Raw genomic sequence first — 16,736 nt, 5'->3', positions numbered from 1 at the left:
GTATTTACGGTGACCGGGCGATTGCTGTTTTTTTTTCAAGCAGAAGACGGCATACGAGGTGAGCGCTAGTCTCGTGGGCTCGGAGATGTGTATGAGAGACAGGCGCAGCAGCAGCGCACCCACCGCCGCGAACGCGACGAGGTAGCCGGCGACCACCAGGGCCGCCTGCCCGCCACCGACCGCCGCCGCGACCCCGGGCGTGTCCGCGGAGGCGCCGAGCGCCCCGGCCAACGAGCCGGCGTTCGGGCCGGGCAGGCCCTTCTGCAGCCGCGCCACCCAGTCCAGCAGGGGTGCGGCGATGGCGGCGAGCAGATTCTGCACCGCGAGCATCCACACCAGGCCCAACCCGACGGGCAGGGCCACGGCACGCAGGGCGACGGCCAGCACGACACCGAGCATCGCCCACATCGTGGCGATGAGCCAGCCCGCCCCGATCCCGGTGAGCAGGTCGCCGAGCCCGGGCCAGCGCACCGGCCGCGCCTCGGCGGCCGCGATGAGCGCGCTGCTCACCGCGCCGACGCCGAACACGGCCAGGACGACGACCAGGGCGGCCATGGCCAGCGTCAGCAGCTTGCCGGCGTAGACGCCCAGCCGGGACGGGCCCTGCGACAGCACCGTCTTCCAGGTTCCCCAGGCGTACTCGCCGCCAACCACCAGCACCCCGAGGATCAGCACGATCGCGCCGAGGAAGACCGGCAGCCCGCCCAGCGAGTTGCCCACCAGCCGGTCGGGCAGCAGCGTCGACAGGGCCCGCCCGCTGTTCGGGCCGCCCGTGCCGGCGGCGTAGCCGGCGTACGGGAAGACATAGGTGAAGAGCACCGCCAGCGCCAGCGTGATGGCGAGCAGCAGCCAGGCCGCCGGCCGTCGCACCAGTTTCACCAGCTCGGCCCGGAAGCTACCGGACATCGGCCGTCTCCTTTCCGATCAGTTCGAAGAACACCTGCTCCAGGTCGCGTTTTCGGGGGCGCAGTTCGCGCACCGCCACCCCGGCCCGGACAAGTTCCGTGTTCAGCCAGGCCGCCCGGTCCGGTTCGACGGCCAGCTCCAGTCCCCCGTCGACCACCCGCACCCGCTCCGCGCCGACCAGGGCCCGGGCCCGCTCGGCCGCGCCGTCCAGCGGCTCGGCCAGCACCCGCAGGCCGGCCGTGCCGCGCAGGTCCGCCACGCTGCCCTCGGCGATCAGCCGGCCGCTGGACACCACCCCGATCCGGTCGCAGACCTGCTCCACCTCGCCGAGCAGATGGCTGGACAGGAGCACGGTGCAGCCGGCGGCGCCCAACCGGCGGATCAGCCGCCGCATGTCGGCCGTGCCGGCCGGGTCCAGGCCGTTGGTGGGCTCGTCGAGGATGAGCAGACGGGGATCCTTGAGCAGGGCGGCGGCGACCCCGAGGCGCTGCTTCATGCCGAGGGAGTAGCTGGCATAGCGGTGCCGGGCCCGGTCGGCGAGATCGACCAGGTCGAGCACGAGCGGCACCCGGTCGGCCGCGGCACCGGCGTAGCGCGCCAGCACCCGCAGGTTCTCCCGTCCGGAGAGGTACGGGTAGAAGGCGGGGCCTTCGATCAGCGCCCCCACCGCGGCCAACCGCCCGGCGCCCGGCGGCCGGCCGAGCAGCCGGACGGTGCCGGCGGTCGGACGGACCAGGCCGAGCAGCATCCGCAGGGTGGTGGTCTTGCCGGCGCCGTTCGGGCCGAGGAAGCCGTACACCTCGCCGGCCCGTACGGTCAGGTTGAGATCCCGCACGGCGGTCAGGTCGCCGTACCGCTTGGTGAGTCCTTCGGTTCGCACAGGCAGGTTCATGCCACCGAGAGTTCCGCGCGGGGGGCCGCGGCACGTCGGCCGGCGGGCGACTCTGCGACTACGCGGCGGGACGTAGTGGGCGGGCGCGCAGAGCGCCCGGCGGCGTCGTCCGGCTCACACCGCGGCGAGGACGGCGGCCTCTAGGCGGGCCCGGGTCACGTCGTCCGGCCAGCCGCCGACCAGGTAGAAGGCGTCCACCACATCGCCGCCGAGGGTGGAGATGCGAGCCGCGCGGACCTGCGCGCCGGCCTCGTCCAGGGCGCAGGTCACCCGGTAGAGCAGCCCGGCCGCGTCGGCCGCGCGCAGCTCCAGCAGCACGGCGTCGGTGGCTGCCTCCCGGTGCCAGACCACCCGGGGCGCCGCGCCGGCGCCCCGCGCCGCGAGGGCCCGTCCGCGCAGCCGCTGGATCACCGAGACGTCGCCGGTGACCGCCCGGCGCAGGTCGCTGCCGAGCGCGATCGGGTCCGGCGCGAGGCCGTAGCGGGGCTGCACCCGGAACTGGACCAGGGCCCGGCCGTCCACGGTCGCCGCGTCGGCGGAGAGCACCTCCAGCCGGTGCAGGGCCAGGCAGCCGGCCACCGTCGCGAGTAGGCCCCGCCGGTCCGCCGCGGCCACCGCCACCCGGTCCCCGGTCAGGTGTACGACCGGCAGCGGCCCGGCCACCAGCGCCGGGTCCGGGGCGGGCGGGGCGGGCAGCGCCCCGGTGTCCAGGGCGGTGCGGACCCGGGCGACCAGCTCGGCGATGAGCCGGCCCTTCCAGTCCGACCAGGCGGCCGGGCCGGTGGCGGCGGCGTCCGCGCGTACCAGGGCGTGCAGCAGGTCGAGGGTGGCCGGGTCGCCGACCGCCTCGGCCACCCGGGCGATGGTGACCGGGTCGGCGAGGTCGCGCCGGGTCGCCACGTCGGGCAGGAGCAGGTGCAGCCGGACCAGCGTGCCGATCAACGCGGCCTCCCGCTCCGGCAGGCCGATCCGGGCCGCCACCGCCTCGGCCAGCGGCGCGCCGACGGTGCTGTGATCGCCGGGCAGCCCCTTGCCGATGTCGTGCAGGAACGCGCCGAGCAGCAGCAGGTCGGGCCGGTCTACCTCGCGGCTGTACCGGCTGGCTTCGTACGCGGTCTGCACCAGGTGCCGGTCGAGGGTGAAGCGGTGGACCGGGTTGTGCTGGGGCAGGCTGCGCAGCCGCGTCCACTCCGGCAGCCAGCCCTCGATCAGCCCGTACCGGTCGCAGGTCTCCCAGGCCGGCACCAGTCCCGGGCCGGCGCCGAGCAGGGTGATCAGCGCGGCCCGGGCCTCGGCCGGCCACGGCGCCGGCAGCGGCGGGCAGTACGCGGCCAGCCACTCGCAGGTGGCCCGGGCGATGGGCAGCCGGGTGCTGGCCGCGGCGGCGGCGACCCGCAGCGACAGGTTCGGGTCGGGGCGGGCGCCGATCGCGGTCCGCGCCAGGACCAGCTCACCGTCGTGCTCCACCACGTCCCGGGCGACCGGACGGCGTACCGGACGGCCGTCGGCGCCCCGGCGGCGGCCGGAGCGGAGCCGCTCGGCGGCCCGGAAGCCGTCGTCGAGGGCGTGGCTGACCGTGCGGGCGTCGCCGGCCACCCGCCGCAGCAGGGCGTCCCCATCGTCCAGGCCGAGCAGCGCGGCCACCCCGTCGCGCTCCTGGGCGACCAGCCGGTCCACCCGGCGGCCGACCTGCCGGTGCAGGGCGTCCCGGGTGTCGAGCAACCGCAGGTGGGCTGCGCGGACCGCGGGGCGCAGCGCGTCGGTGATGCCGGCGGTGGCGATGGCGCGCAGGATGCCCACGTCGCGCAGCCCGCCGGCGGCCTCCTTCAGGTCGCCCTCCAGCAGGAAGGCCAGTTCGCCGTGCGCCTCCCAGCGAAAGCCGGTGATCTCCCGCAGGGCGGGCAGCTGGCGTACGGCGGTGCGCCGCCAGTGGTCGACCGCGGTGCGGACCAGCGTGTCGGCGAGCGCGGCGTCCCCGGCGACCAGCCGGGCGTCCAGCAGCCCGAGGGCGACCTTGACGTCGTCCTGGGCCACCGACAGGGCCTCGGCGACGGTACGCACCGAGTGGTCCAGCCGCAGCCCGGCGTCCCACACCGGGTACCAGAGGGCGGCGGCCAACTCGTCCACGCCGGGCACGCCCGCGTGCAGCAGCACCAGGTCGAGGTCGCCGTACGGCGCGCACTGCCGCCGCCCGAGCCCGCCCACGGCGACCAGCGCCACGCCGGGCCGGTCGGGCAGCAGCGATCCGAGCCAGGCGTCGAAGGCGTCGGCGCGCGCCGCCCGGGCCGCGGCCCCGATGCCGCCGGGCACGCCGACGACCTCGTTGACCACGAGGTCCGCGTCACCGGTGGATCCGGACGCGTTCCCCTTGGTCAACGAGGTCATGTCGGTCGGTGCGGGCTCAGAGCGCGTCGAGGCCGCGCTCGCCGGTACGGACCCGGACGACGTCCTCGACCGCGGTCACCCATACCTTGCCGTCGCCGATCTTGCCGGTGCGGGCGGCGGCGACCACCGCGTCGACGATCTTCTCGACGTCGATCTCGTCGGTGAGCACCTCGACCCGGATCTTGGGCAGGAACTCGACCGTGTACTCGGCACCCCGGTAGACCTCGGTGTGCCCCTTCTGCCGGCCGTAGCCCTGGACCTCGCTGACGGTCAGGCCGGCCACCCCGAGGGCGTGCAGGGCCTCCTTCACCGCGTCCAGCTGGTACGGCTTGATGACCGCGGTCACCAGCTTCATGTCCAACCCCTCCATCCCAGGAACGTTAACCGCCGACCTTCTCGTTGACCGGCGCGGACGCCGGCTCGGCCGGCTCGTCCGCCGGCTTGGCGGCGCCCGGCGTCCCGATCCCGGCAAGCGCGAAGGCGCCGCCGCTGCCGCCCGCGGCCGGGGACAGGTCGTAGCCGCTCTCCGCGTGCTCCGCGAGGTCGATGCCGTCGACCTCGGCCTCGGCCGAGACCCGGAACCCGATCGTCTTCTCGATCAGGAAGCCGAGCCCGAGGGCGATCGCGAAGGAGTACACCGTGACGATCAGGGCACTGAGCGCCTGTACCCCGAGCTGGGTCACCCCGCCGCCGTAGAACAGCCCCTCGTCGCTGACCAGCGAGCTGACCGAGCTGGTGCCGAACAGGCCGATCCACAGGCAGCCGATCCAGCCACCGACGAAGTGCACGCCGACCACGTCGAGGGAGTCGTCGTAGCCGAGCCGGTACTTGAGGCCGACGGCGAGCGCGCAGAGCACGCCGGCGACGAGACCGAGCAGCACCGCCGCCCAGGGGGCCACGAAGGCACAGGCGGGTGTGATCGCGACCAGACCGGCGATCGCGCCCGACGACGCGCCCACCAGCGTCGGCTTGCCGTCGCGCAACCACTCGGCGACCAGCCAGCCCAGCACCGCGGCGGCGGTGCAGACCTGGGTGTTGAGGAAGGCGATCGCGGTGGTCGAGTCGGCGGTCAGCTCCGAGCCGGCGTTGAAACCGAACCAACCGAACCAGAGCAGCCCGGCACCGAGCGCCACCATCGGCACGTTGTGCGGCTTCATGGCCTCCCGAGGCCAGCCGAGCCGCTTGCCGAGCACGAGCACCAGCGCCAGTGCGGCGGCGCCGGCGTTGATGTGCACCGCGGTGCCACCGGCGAAGTCCAGCGCGCCGAGCTTGGCGCCGATGAAGCCACCGCCCCACACCCAGTGCGCCACCGGGAAGTAGACGAGGGTGGCCCAGCCGAACGCGAACAGCAGCCAGCCGGAGAACTTGGCCCGGTCCGAGATGGCACCGCTGATGAGCGCGACGGTGATGATGGCGAACATCATCTGGAAGGCCAAGAACACATAGAGCGGGATGCCGGTCTCGCCCCACAGGTCAGTCTCGGCCATGAAGGTCTTGGTGCCGAGGTACTGCCCGAGATCGCCGATCAGGCCGCCCTTGTCGTCCCCGAAGGCGACGGTGAAGCCGTAGAACAACCAAAGAATGCTGACGAGCCCGATGGCCGAGAAACTCATCATCATCATGTTGAGCACGCCCTTGGCCCGGTTCAGACCGCCGTAGAACAGCGCCAGTCCGGGCGTCATGAGCAGCACGATCGCGCTCGAAATCAACAGCCATGCGGTGTTGCCCGTATCGATCGTCGGTGCTTCAGGCACGCTGGCCTCCTAAAAGTGAAGTTCCCTCCTTCACGGCTTCCGGGGCAGCGTCGCCCGTACGCCGGTTGCGCGGAAGCCTGCTCGCTTCCTGTTTCCCCCAGGGTCACCCGTCGATTTCCGGCCGGTGACGGTGTGTTTCAGACGTGTGAAGAGAACCTCACCACCGCACGACGCGGCCGGGGCGGGGCGAGCCGGCCAGGCTCAGCGCAGCGCGTACTCCAGGGCGTGCCGTTCGTAGTCGAGCAGCCGCAGGTCCCGCATCGGCCGGCGCAGATGCCCCTTGTGCACGATCCGGACGAACGCCGGCTCGCCGGCGGCGGCCATCCGGCGGATGCCCTCGACGTGGTCGACGATCCGCTTGCGCAGGGTCCGGATCAGCCGGTGCCGGTCCCGTGGGATCAGCCCGTACGCGTCCGCGAAGAGGCGCAGCCGGCGCGGCCGGTCGGGATGCTTCCAGCCAAGCGTGATCGAGTCCCGGTCGGAGAAGATCGGCACCCAGGTCCAGGCCGCGTACGCGACGTCGTAGATGCGCGCGCCGGGCGAGGCGAGGTCGAAGTCGATCAGCCCCAGAGTGCCGTCCGGCCGCCAGATCACGTTGTGCGGCGCGGCGTCGTGGTGGCAGATCACCTCGGTGTCCGGCGGCGGGGGGCCGAACGAGCGCCACACCGCCCCCGGCGGCGGGACGAAGCCGTACTGCGCGTCGTGGAACATCCGCAGCATGGTGGCGACCGTCACCAGCGCCTCGTCGGTGACCCAGTGCGGGGCCAGCGGGTACTCCCCGCACTCCCCTTCCAGGTACGACAGCACCTCCCGGTTGCGCTCGTCCATGCCGAGGGCCCGGGGGGCGCCGGTGAACCCGACGTACTCCAGGTGGCGCAGCAGCGCGTGCACGGACGGTGTCCACGGCCCGGCGTTGCGCCGGACCGTGTCGCCGACCCGGACCACGGTGCTCACGTTCCCGCCGTGTAACGGGATCTCCTGCGAAGTCACGTACGGTCTCCCGAGGCGCGGCGACGGGTGGCTGGGGTCGCGCCACCCCGCGTAGGCGCGATCGTCAGTCGTCACTGGGAGGTTACGCGTCCCGGGCGAGCGGCTCGGTACCGAGCAGCGCGTCGACGAACTGTGCCGGGTCGAACGGGGCCAGGTCGTCCTTGCCCTCGCCGAGCCCGACCAGCTTGACCGGGATGCCCAGTTTGCGCTGCACCGCGATCACGATGCCGCCCTTGGCGGTGCCGTCGAGCTTGGTCAGCGCCACGCCGCTGACGTTGACCACCTCGGTGAAGACCCGGGCCTGCTCCAGCCCGTTCTGCCCGGTGGTGGCGTCGAGGACCAGCAGTGTCTCGTCGATCGGACCGTGCTTCTCCACCACCCGCTTGACCTTGCCCAGCTCGTCCATCAGGCCGACCTTGTTCTGCAGCCGGCCGGCGGTGTCGATCAGCACGGTGTCCACGCCGGTGTCGATGCCCCGCTTGACCGCGTCGAAGGCGACGCTGGCCGGGTCGGCCGCCTCCGGGCCCCGCACGATCTCCGCGCCGACCCGGCCGCCCCAGGTCTCCAGCTGGTCGGCGGCGGCGGCACGGAACGTGTCGGCCGCGCCGAGCAGCACGGTACGGCCGTCGGCGACCAGCACCCGGGCGATCTTGCCGCAGGTGGTGGTCTTGCCGGCGCCGTTGACCCCGACCACCAGCAGCACGGCCGGCACACCGTCCTTCGGGGCGGTCTTCAGCGACCGGTCCAGCGTCGGGTCGAGGGCGTTGACCAGCTCGGCGGCGAGCAGCGCGCGCAGCTCGGTGGCCGAGCGGGTGCCGAGCACCCGGGTCCGCTCGCGCAGCCGGTCGACGATCTCCCGGGTGGCGTCGATGCCGACGTCGGCGGTGATCAGGCTGTCCTCGATGTCCTCCCAGGCGTCCTCGTCCAGGTGGTCGCGGCTGAGCAGGCCGAGCAGGCTCTTGCCGAAGACGTTCTGCGAGCGGGACAGCCGGGAACGCAGCCGGACCAGCCGCCCGGCGGCGGGCTCCGGGACCTCCAGGACCGGCGCCGGGGCCTCCACGACCGTGGGCGGCTCCACCAGGACACCGGTGGACAGCTCGGCCTCCGGCGCCTCGACCGGCGGACCGGCCCGGTCCTCCTCCGCCCGGGTCTCGACCTCCGTCTCGGGCAACGGCGGTTCCGGCCGCCGGCGCAGCCGCGGCACGACCAGCCCGATGGCACCGAGGATCAGCACGCCGAGCAGAGCGAGGGCGATGAGGAGGTATTCCTTCATACCGAAATCCTGTCAGATGCCGGCGGCGCCGTCCCAGCCACCGCACCCGGCCGGCACCAGGACGCGCCGGTAGGCTCGGCCGCAGCCAGCAGTGGTGCGACCGCCGGCCGGATAGTACAGCTGAAGTCCGCTCATTTCGGAGGTCGACCATGCCCGCCGCGCAGCTGCTCATCGGTCCGCTGCTCCGGCGGGTCGTGGGCACGCGGGCGACCGTCTGGGTCGAGGCCAGCGCGCCCGCCGTGGTCACCGTCCGCACCGCCGACGGCGCCCACGGCAGCGCCCCCACCTTCACCGCGTACGACCACCACTACGCGCTGGTGGTGGTGGAGGGGCTCGCCCCGGACAGCGCGGCCAGCTACCAGGTGCTCATCGACGGCGAGGTGGCCTGGCCGGTGCCGGGCAGCGGTTTCCCGGCGAGCCTCATCCGCACCCGGGCCGCCGACGACCGGGACCAGCCGGTCCGGTTGGTTTTCGGCTCCTGCCGGGAGACCACCCAGCACGCCACCAGCCGCAAGCTGCCGCCGGACGCGCTGGACGCGTACGCCCGGCGGCTGATGGCCGACCCCGACCCGGACGCCCGGCCCGACCTGCTGGTGCTGCTCGGCGACCAGGTCTACGCCGACGTGACCTCGCCCACCGTGCGGCGGCTGCTCAAGCGGCGCCGGCGGCGACCGAAGGGCGCCCCGGGCGACCAGGTGGTCAGCTTCGACGAATACACCAAGCTCTACCTGGAGTCCTGGCGCGACCCGGAGATCCGCTGGCTGCTCTCCACGGTGCCGAGCGTGATGATCTTCGACGACCACGAGATCATCGACGACTGGAACACCTCCGCCGCCTGGCGCGCCGACGCCCGGCGGCAGCCCTGGTGGGCGGAGCGGATCGGCAGCGGACTGGCCTCCTACTGGGTCTACCAGCACCTGGGCAACCTCTCCCCCGACGAGATCGCCGCCGACCCGGTCTTCGCCAAGGTGACCACGGCCGAGGACGCCACCGGCGTGCTCCAGGAGTTCGGGCACCGGGTCGACCAGGAGTCCGACCCGGCCCACCACGAGCTGGCCGGATCCTCCGCGCCCGGCCGGGGGGCTCGCTCCGCCCACTCCTCGCGCGCGCCCGCGCGGGCCCGCAGTTATCAGTGGAGCTACGCGCTCAACCTGGGCCGCACCCGGCTGGTCGTGCTCGACAACCGGTGCAGCCGGGTGCTGGAGCCGGGCCGGCGGGCCATGCTGCCGCCGGCTGAGTGGTCCTGGTTCCTCGACCAGGCCCACGGCGGGTACGACCACCTGGTGGTCGGCGCCTCGCTGCCCTGGCTGCTCCCGCCGGGCATCCACCACGTCGAGTCGTGGAACGAGAAGCTCGCCGACTCCCGCCGGCGCTGGGTCGCCGTCCTGTCGGAGCGGCTGCGGCGCGGGCTCGACCTGGAGCACTGGGCCGCGTTCCGCCGCTCGTTCGACGCCCTCGGCGCGCTCTTCGCCCGGATCGGCAGCGGCACGCCCGGTCAGCCGGGCGACCGGGTCGGTGCCGGGCCGGCGTACCCGCCACCGGCGTCGATCAGCGTGCTCTCCGGTGACGTGCACCACTCGTACGTGGCGCGGGCGCGGTTCGACGACCGGGCCGTGGTCACCCCGGTGCACCAGCTCACCTGCTCACCGATCCACAACCAGGTGCCCGCCGGGATGCGCCCGCTGATGCGGCTGGGCTGGGCGTCCGGCCCGGCCGGGGCCACCCGGGCGCTGGCCCGCTCGGCCGGGCTCCGCAGTCCCACCGTGCGCTGGCGGAAGCTGGCCGGCCCGTACTTCGGCAACGCGGTGGCCACCCTGGCGCACCGGGGCCGGTCGGCCGAGGTGACCATCGAGGGCACCACCCGCGACGGCCACCTGCGCCCGGTGATGCACCACCGGCTGACCGACGCCGGCTGACCGGCGTCGTGGTGCCCTGATAACCGGTCGCCGGCCGTTCGTCGGCCAGGCGAGGATGGTCGGCATGACCTGGAGTGCCCCGGAGATCGTCCGGATCCACGAGCCCTACGTCGGCGACGAGCGCACCATCCTGGAGGGTTGGCTCGACTACCATCGCCAGACCCTGCTGCTCAAGTGCGCCGGGCTGACCGCCGAGCAGCTGCGGACGCCGAGCGTCGAACCGTCCGGGCTCACCCTGCTCGGCCTGGTCCGCCACCTGGCCGAGGTGGAGGCGTGGTGGTTCCGGGAGAACTTCGCCGGCGAGCAGGTCGACTACCCCTACTACACGCCAGACAACCCGGACGCCGACCACGACGTCAGTACCGCCGACGCCGAGGCCGACTTCGCCACGTTCCACCGGGAGGTCGGGCTGGCCCGTGCCGCCGCCGCGGGCCGCTCCCTGGACGACACGTTCACCGAGGTCGGCCCGAAGCGCCGGACGTTCAACCTGCGCTGGGTCTTCGTGCACATGATCGAGGAGTACGCCCGGCACAACGGCCACGCCGACCTGATCCGCGAGCGCATCGACGGCGTCACCGGCGACTGACGGCACCCGGCCCCGCCCTCAGTACGCCAGCGCCGCCCGCAGGTAGCGCAGGTCGCCAGGCCCCGTCCAGCGGTGCGCCGACAGCCCGGCGGCCCGGGCACCGCGCACCGACCAGTCCTCGTCGTCGACGAACAGCACCCGGGCCGGCGGCGTCGCCACCGCCTCGCACGCGGCCTGGAAATACTCCTTGGCCGGCTTGTTCACCCCCAGCCGGTACGAGCTGACCACCACGTCCAGCTCGCCGGTCAGGTCGAGCGCGGCCAGGTCGGCGTCGAGCAGATCGGTGGCGTTCGTGGCCAGGCCGACCCGGATCCCGCCGGCACGCGCCGCACGGATGAAAGCGAGCACCTCGGCGTCGACCTCGCCCCGGTAGCGCTGCCACTCCTCGACCGCCGCCCGGGCCCGGTCCGGGCTGCCGGCCGGCCCGGCCAGCGCCTCGGCCACGCTGGTCATCCAGTCGGCGTGGTTGACCTGGCCGGTGAGCACCGGCTGGAGCCGCCCCCACTGCATGGCGATCTCGGTGAGCACGCCCTCGGAGAGGCCGTAGCGCCGCTCCACCCCGGCCGCCACCGCCGGGTCCCAGCGCCGCAGGACGCCGTCGAAGTCCACCAGGAGCGCCGTCGCGCGTTCCCGAGCCACTACCCGTTCTCCTCGCCGCGGCCGTGCCGCTCGTTGTCCCCGTCGGCCCGGTTGAGCCGCTGGCTGATTACCTGGGTGACGCCGCCGCGCATGGTCACCCCGTAGAGGGCGTCGGCGATCTCCATCGTCCGCTTCTGGTGCGTGATGACGATCAGCTGGCTCTTCTCCCGCAGCTGCGCCAGCAACGTGATCAGCCGGCCCAGGTTCACGTCGTCGAGCGCCGCCTCCACCTCGTCCATGATGTAGAACGGGCTGGGCCGGGCGCGGAAGATCGCCACCAGCATCGCCACCGCGGTCAGCGACCGCTCGCCGCCGGAGAGCAACGACAGCCGCTTGATCTTCTTGCCCGGTGGGCGGGCTTCCACCTCCACGCCGGTGGTGAGCAGGTCGTCCGGATCGGTGAGCACCAGGCGCCCCTCGCCGCCGGGGAAGAGCACGGTGAAGACCTGCTCGAACTCCCGGGCGGTGTCGGCGAACGCGCTGGCGAAGACCTCCAGGATCCGTTCGTCCACGTCCTTGACCACGGTGAGCAGGTCCCGCCGGGTGGCCTTGAGGTCCTCCAGCTGCTCGGAGAGGAACTTGTAGCGCTCCTCCAGGGCGGCGAACTCCTCCAGGGCCAGCGGGTTGACCTTGCCGAGCAGGGCCAGCTCCCGTTCCGCCTTCCCGGCTCGCTTCTCCTGCACCGGCCGTTCGTAGCGCACCGGCTCGGGCACCGGCAGGCCGTCCCGCTCGGCCGCCGCGACGTCGGCCTGGGTCGGCGGGACCGGCTGGTGCGGGCCGTACTCGGCGACGAGGGTCTCCACGTCCAAGCCGAAGTCCTCGGCCGCCTTCGCCTCCAACTGCTCGATGCGCAGCCGCTGCTCGGCGCGGGCCACTTCGTCCCGGTGCACCTGGCTGGTCAGCCGCTCCAGCTCCGCGCCGAGCCGCTTGGCGGCGCCGCGTACCTCCTGCAACTCGGCCTCGCGGGCGGCGCGTTCGCGCGCCACGGCGTCGCGGTGCTCCTCGGCCGCGGCGATCGAGGCGGTCAACCGGGTGAGGGCCTCGCGGGCGCCGCCGGCCACCGCCCGGGCGATCCCGGCGCCCCGGCTCCGCGCCGCCCGCCGGGCCGTGGCCCGCTCCCGGGCCGCGCGCTCCGCAACGGCCTGGCGGCGCAGCGAGTCGGCCCGGCCGGCGATCGAGGAGACCCGCTCCTCGGCGGTACGCACCGCCAGCCGGACCTCCATCTCGTTCTGCCGGGCCTGCGGCACCATCGCGGCCAGCTGATCCCGTTCCGCGGTGGAGGGCTCGGCGTCGATCCGGGTCTCCTCGGCCAGCCGCAGCCGCTCCTCCAGCTCGGCCAGGGCCAGCAGGTCCCGTTCCCGGGCGGCCTCCGCACGGGAGCGGGACTCGCCGAGCCGGTCGGTCTCCGCCCGCGCCGAGCGGGCCGCCGCGCCCAGTTCGGCCAGCCGGCGGGCGGCGGCGTTGCGGTGGCTCTCCGCCGCACGCTTCGCGGCGGCGGCGTGCTGCACCGCCTCCTTGGCGGCGGCCACCTCGGCGCGGGCATCGACGAGCTGCTCGCGCAGTTCGGCGCTGGTCCGCTCGGCGGCCAGCCGGTTCGACCGGGCTTCCTCGACCGCCGCCTGCACCTCGATGAAGCTGGGCGCCTTGGCCGACCCGCCGGCCGCCGCGTACGCCCCCACCACGTCGCCGTCCGGGGTGACCGCGCGCAGCTCGGGGTTGCCGGCCACCAGCTCCGCCGCGGCGGCGAGGTCGTCGACCAGCACCACGTCGCGCAGCGCCCGGTGCACCGCCGGGCGGATCTCGGCGGCGCACTCCACCAGGTCGGGCGCCCACCGCGCGCCGTCGGGCAGCTTGGGACGCAGCGCGTCGGCGCCGCCGTCCATTCCCGGGCCGGCCGGGCTGCCGACGAGCAGGCCGGCCCGGCCAGCGTCGGAGATCTTGAGCAGCCGCATCGCCTCGACGGCCTCGTCCACCCCGCTGACGGCCACCGCGTCCGCGAGCCCGCCGAGCGCGGCGGCGAGCGCGGCCTCGTGCCCGGGCGCGACGGTGAGCAGCCCGGCGAGGCTGCCCAGCAGGCCGGGCACCTCGTGGGCGCGGGTCAGCAGCGCACCGGCGCCGTCCTTGCGGCGCAGGCCGAGGGCGAGCGCCTCCTCGCGGGCCTTCCAGGTGGCCGCGTCCTTCTCCGCGGCCCGCTCGGCGTCGCCCAGGGACCGGGCGGTGGCCTGCGCCTTCTCGTGGGCGGCGACCGCCTCGGCGTGCCGGGCGTCCAGGTCGGCGTTGTCCCGGTCCGCCTCGGTGGACTGCGCGGCGACGGCGTCGAGGTCGGCCTGCGCCTTCTCGGCCCGGGCCAGCGCGTCGGCGTGCGCCGCGGCGAGCCGTTCGATCTCCTCGCCGGCGGTCGCCGTGCGGGCCCGGGCGGAGTTGACCTGGCCGGTCAGCCGGGCCAGCCCCTCCCGCCGGTCGGCGATCGCCTTGGCCGCGGCGACCAGCTCGCGCTCGGCGGCGGCCAGCTGCCGTTCCAGCTCCTGCCGGTGCTCCACCGCCTCGGCCAGCCGGATCTGGTCGTCGGTGAGCGCCGCGCGCAGCTCCTCCTCCTGCTCACGGACCCGCTCCGCCTCGGCCTCCAACTGGTCCGGGTCGCGGCCGGGACGCTCGTCGTCGGGGGTGGCGCTGAGATGCCGCAGCCGTTCCCGGGCGAGCTGCTCGATGGAGCGGAACCGCTCCTGCAGGGCGGAGAGCTTGTACCAGGTGTCCTGCGCCGCGGCCAGCAGCGGGGCGTCCTCGGCGAGCGCGGCCTCCAGCTCGGCGAGGCGGGCCTGCACCTCGGTGTGCTCGGTCTCCACCTGCTCGCGCCGCTCGCGGACCGCCGTCTCGTCGGCGATCTCCTTGTTTAGGGTGGCGCGCAGGGTCGCCAGGTCGTCGGCGAGCAGCCGCAGCCGGGCGTCGCGCAGGTTGGCCTGGATCGCGGCGGCCCGCCGGGCCACCTCGGCCTGCCGGCCCAGCGGCTTGAGCTGGCGGCGCAGCTCGGCGGTGAGGTCGGTGAGCCGGTTGAGGTTGGTCTGCATCGCGTCGAGCTTCCGCAGCGCCTTCTCCTTGCGCTTGCGGTGCTTGAGGACGCCGGCCGCCTCCTCGATGAACGCCCGCCGGTCCTCCGGCTTGGCGTGCAGCATGCCGTCGAGCCGGCCCTGACCGACGATGATGTGCATCTCCCGGCCGATGCCGGAGTCCGAGAGCAGCTCCTGGATGTCGAGCAGGCGGCAGGAGTCGCCGTTGATCTCGTACTCGCTCTCGCCGGAGCGGAACATCCGGCGGGTGATCGATACCTCGGTGTACTCGATCGGCAGCGCACCGTCGGTGTTGTCGATGGTCAGCGTCACCTCGGCTCGGCCGAGCGGTGCCCGGCCGGCGGTGCCGGCGAAGATGACATCCTCCATCTTGCCGCCGCGCAGCGCCTTGGCGCCCTGCTCGCCGAGCACCCACGCGATGGCGTCGACGACGTTCGACTTGCCGGAGCCGTTCGGGCCGACCACGCAGGTGATCCCGGGCTCCAGCTTGAGGGTCGTCGCGGAGGCGAAGGACTTGAAGCCCTTCACCGTCAGGCTCTTGAGATGCACCTTCTCGATCCTCGTCCGGTGGCCGCCGTACCGTCACCGGCTGCGCGGACCTGGTGAACCCGCAGCCTAACCCGCGACCGGGGACGACCTGGCACGCGACCCGCCTGGTGGGCGCCGTGCCGGGCGGCGGCGGGCGGGCAGCGACCTACGGATCGGATTCCCGGTTCCGCTGACGAGACGACGGTTCAGAAGGTGAGCGGGCGCGGTTCCGTGGGCGGTCCGCGGCCGTCCGCACAAGATCGCGAAATGGTTTCCGGGAAAGGTGCGGACAGAACTGCGCGCCGGCACATACGTGTCGGCGCGCCTTTTCGCGTGCTGCGATTCAGTTGTGCGACCTGGGGCTCAGGTGAGCGCGGGCTCCGCGAGACGGAGCAGGCCGTCCGCCTGAGTCGCGGCCGCCGCGAGCCGATCGTTCTCGGCACGCAGCCGGGTGATCTCGAACTCCAGTGCCTGAACCGTGGCACGCAGTCGGGTGACCTCGTCGAGCAGACGCCGGTCGGGCGCTGCGCCTACGTGGCCGTACAGGGCCTTAGCCATGTTGACTCCTTGATATGCGCTGCCGGATAGCCGGCCAACGCGCGCCCAAATGTGTACGCGACTGCCATTCCAGACGATTCTGGGCATGACCGGGCGCGACTGGCGACACTTATATATTGAGCCGATACCCCCTCCTTCGTCAAGTTCTCGCAGGCCGTAGATCATCTCCACGTCAACCTGCCCACTTGTCGGGGGGCTGCCACACGGCGCGGACACGCTCTGTCCGGACGTCTTTACTGTACGCCCGGGATCGCGGGAAGTCCCTACCCGGTCGCCCGACTTCCCCTTAACTCTTTCTTAGCCACGTTGCCGCTGGTCACGCCCGCCACGTAGCGTCACCCCGGCCCGCAATCGACCCGTGGAGGCGACAGGCGTGTACGGCTGGACCGACCCGAACGACCCGGACGGCGCGCACCGGCGCGCCGAGCCGCCGCACGACGAGCCGGCCTGGCTGACAGACCGTCCGGAGCCCCGATCGTCCTACCTGTTCGGCGACGAGCCGGAGCAGCCCGGGGACGAGTGGCACCGCCAGCAGCCCGCCGCGTGGCGACACGACCGGCCGGCCGGCGACGGACACCGCGACCAGCCGACCGCCGGCTGGGGCGCGGAACCCGCCGACCCGTACCGCGACCAGCCGACCGAGCACTGGCCGGCGCCCGGGGAGCCGTACCGCGACCAGCCGACCGCCGGCTGGGATGCCGAGCCCGCCGACCCGTACCGCGACCAGCCGACCGAGGCGTGGCAGCCCACCGGGTCGTGGCAGCCCGCCGCGTCGTGGCAGCCGGCGGAGCCCTGGCAGGCCGCCGAGTCGCGGCAGCCGGCCGGCCCGGCGCCGTCGACCGGGTCGTGGCGGGCCGGCGACGACCGGCCCGAGCAGCCGGACGACGGGTGGCACGGCGAGCAGCCGACCGAGCAGTGGTCCGGCGCGCTGGGCGATCACCCGGCCGGACCGGCCGCCGGCACACAGCCGGCGCCCACCGGCCCGGCAGCGCGCCCCGCCGAACAGGAACCCGACGGCGGCGACGGCCGGCACCGCACCAACCGGCGCTTCTCCCGTCCGGTGCTGATCGGCGGCGCCGCCGCGGCGGCCACCCTCGTGGTGAGCCTCAGCGTGGCGGCCCTGGCGCTGCCCGACGACCGGCAGGTGGACCCGACAGCCGTCGACGACACCATCGCCGCCGCCCCGGCGGTACCCGGCACCGAATCCGCCCCCGCCGACGCCCTGGCCTCGCCCAGCCCCAGCC

Annotated in this window: 12 protein-coding genes and 1 pseudogene; 3 read left to right on the top strand and 10 right to left on the bottom strand. The window is 74.0% G+C overall.

The window, feature by feature from the left end; translation table 11 throughout:
- From C1I99_RS18510 to ftsY, 7 genes are all read right to left on the bottom strand, one after another.
- Window positions 1-906 (bottom strand): ABC transporter permease (locus C1I99_RS18510; RefSeq protein ID WP_111135476.1); only part of this gene is annotated, 906 nt, incomplete at its 3' end.
- A complete protein-coding gene (locus tag C1I99_RS18505) occupies window positions 896-1,798 on the bottom strand; it encodes an ABC transporter ATP-binding protein (protein WP_111135475.1) in 903 nt (300 codons plus the stop codon). The genes C1I99_RS18505 and C1I99_RS18510, both read right to left, overlap by 11 nt.
- 114 nt (window positions 1,799-1,912) lie before the next feature.
- Window positions 1,913-4,183 carry a [protein-PII] uridylyltransferase gene (locus tag C1I99_RS18500; protein WP_111135474.1) on the bottom strand — a complete coding sequence of 757 codons (2,271 nt, stop codon included), beginning with the start codon at window positions 4,181-4,183 and terminating at the stop codon, window positions 1,913-1,915.
- 16 nt (window positions 4,184-4,199) lie between these two features.
- The gene (locus C1I99_RS18495; RefSeq protein ID WP_199562238.1) at window positions 4,200-4,538 is read right to left on the bottom strand and encodes a P-II family nitrogen regulator; all 339 of its coding nucleotides are present in this window, start codon (window positions 4,536-4,538) and stop codon (window positions 4,200-4,202) included.
- A gap of 25 nt (window positions 4,539-4,563) precedes the next feature.
- Entirely contained in the window at window positions 4,564-5,937 is a 1,374-nt protein-coding gene (locus tag C1I99_RS18490) for an ammonium transporter (protein WP_111135472.1), read from the bottom strand.
- A 201-nt stretch (window positions 5,938-6,138) separates the two neighbouring features.
- The gene (locus tag C1I99_RS18485) at window positions 6,139-7,002 is read right to left on the bottom strand and encodes a phosphotransferase (RefSeq protein ID WP_199562236.1); all 864 of its coding nucleotides are present in this window, start codon (window positions 7,000-7,002) and stop codon (window positions 6,139-6,141) included.
- Between the two features lie 7 nt (window positions 7,003-7,009).
- Complete coding sequence (ftsY, locus tag C1I99_RS18480) at window positions 7,010-8,200, bottom strand: signal recognition particle-docking protein FtsY (protein ID WP_111135470.1); 1,191 nt, start codon at window positions 8,198-8,200, stop codon at window positions 7,010-7,012.
- Window positions 8,201-8,349: 149 nt separating this feature from the next.
- Here ftsY and C1I99_RS18475 point away from each other — a divergent pair, with 149 nt between their 5' ends.
- Together C1I99_RS18475 and C1I99_RS18470 are read left to right on the top strand one after the other, a co-directional pair.
- Window positions 8,350-10,116, top strand: a complete 1,767-nt coding sequence (locus C1I99_RS18475) for an alkaline phosphatase D family protein (protein WP_111135469.1) — start codon at window positions 8,350-8,352, stop codon at window positions 10,114-10,116.
- Between the two features lie 64 nt (window positions 10,117-10,180).
- The gene (locus C1I99_RS18470; RefSeq protein WP_111135477.1) at window positions 10,181-10,702 is read left to right on the top strand and encodes a DinB family protein; all 522 of its coding nucleotides are present in this window, start codon (window positions 10,181-10,183) and stop codon (window positions 10,700-10,702) included.
- Window positions 10,703-10,720: 18 nt separating this feature from the next.
- On the opposite strand, the gene C1I99_RS18465 is transcribed toward C1I99_RS18470, so the two are convergent.
- The 3 genes from C1I99_RS18465 to C1I99_RS18455 all read right to left on the bottom strand — a co-directional run bounded on the left by C1I99_RS18465 (window position 10,721) and on the right by C1I99_RS18455 (window position 15,492).
- Window positions 10,721-11,341: an HAD family hydrolase gene (locus tag C1I99_RS18465; RefSeq protein ID WP_111135468.1), complete on the bottom strand. Its 621-nt coding sequence runs from the start codon at window positions 11,339-11,341 to the stop codon at window positions 10,721-10,723.
- Window positions 11,341-14,955, bottom strand: a complete 3,615-nt coding sequence (gene smc, locus C1I99_RS18460) for a chromosome segregation protein SMC (protein ID WP_111135467.1) — start codon at window positions 14,953-14,955, stop codon at window positions 11,341-11,343. Before smc ends, C1I99_RS18465 begins: the two co-directional genes overlap by 1 nt.
- A 342-nt stretch (window positions 14,956-15,297) precedes the next feature.
- The gene (locus C1I99_RS18455; protein WP_111135466.1) at window positions 15,298-15,492 is read right to left on the bottom strand and encodes a hypothetical protein; all 195 of its coding nucleotides are present in this window, start codon (window positions 15,490-15,492) and stop codon (window positions 15,298-15,300) included.
- Window positions 15,493-15,850: 358 nt separating this feature from the next.
- Here C1I99_RS18455 and C1I99_RS18450 point away from each other — a divergent pair.
- A pseudogene (locus C1I99_RS18450) lies at window positions 15,851-16,736 on the top strand (CAP domain-containing protein); the annotation flags it as partial.

Origin of the sequence: Micromonospora deserti, from assembly GCF_003236335.1 — a bacterium.
GTDB classification, from domain to species: Bacteria; Actinomycetota; Actinomycetes; order Mycobacteriales; family Micromonosporaceae; genus Micromonospora; species Micromonospora deserti.
The sequence above is the reverse complement of the archived record's forward strand: the minus strand, read 5'-3'. Positions and strand labels throughout refer to the sequence as shown.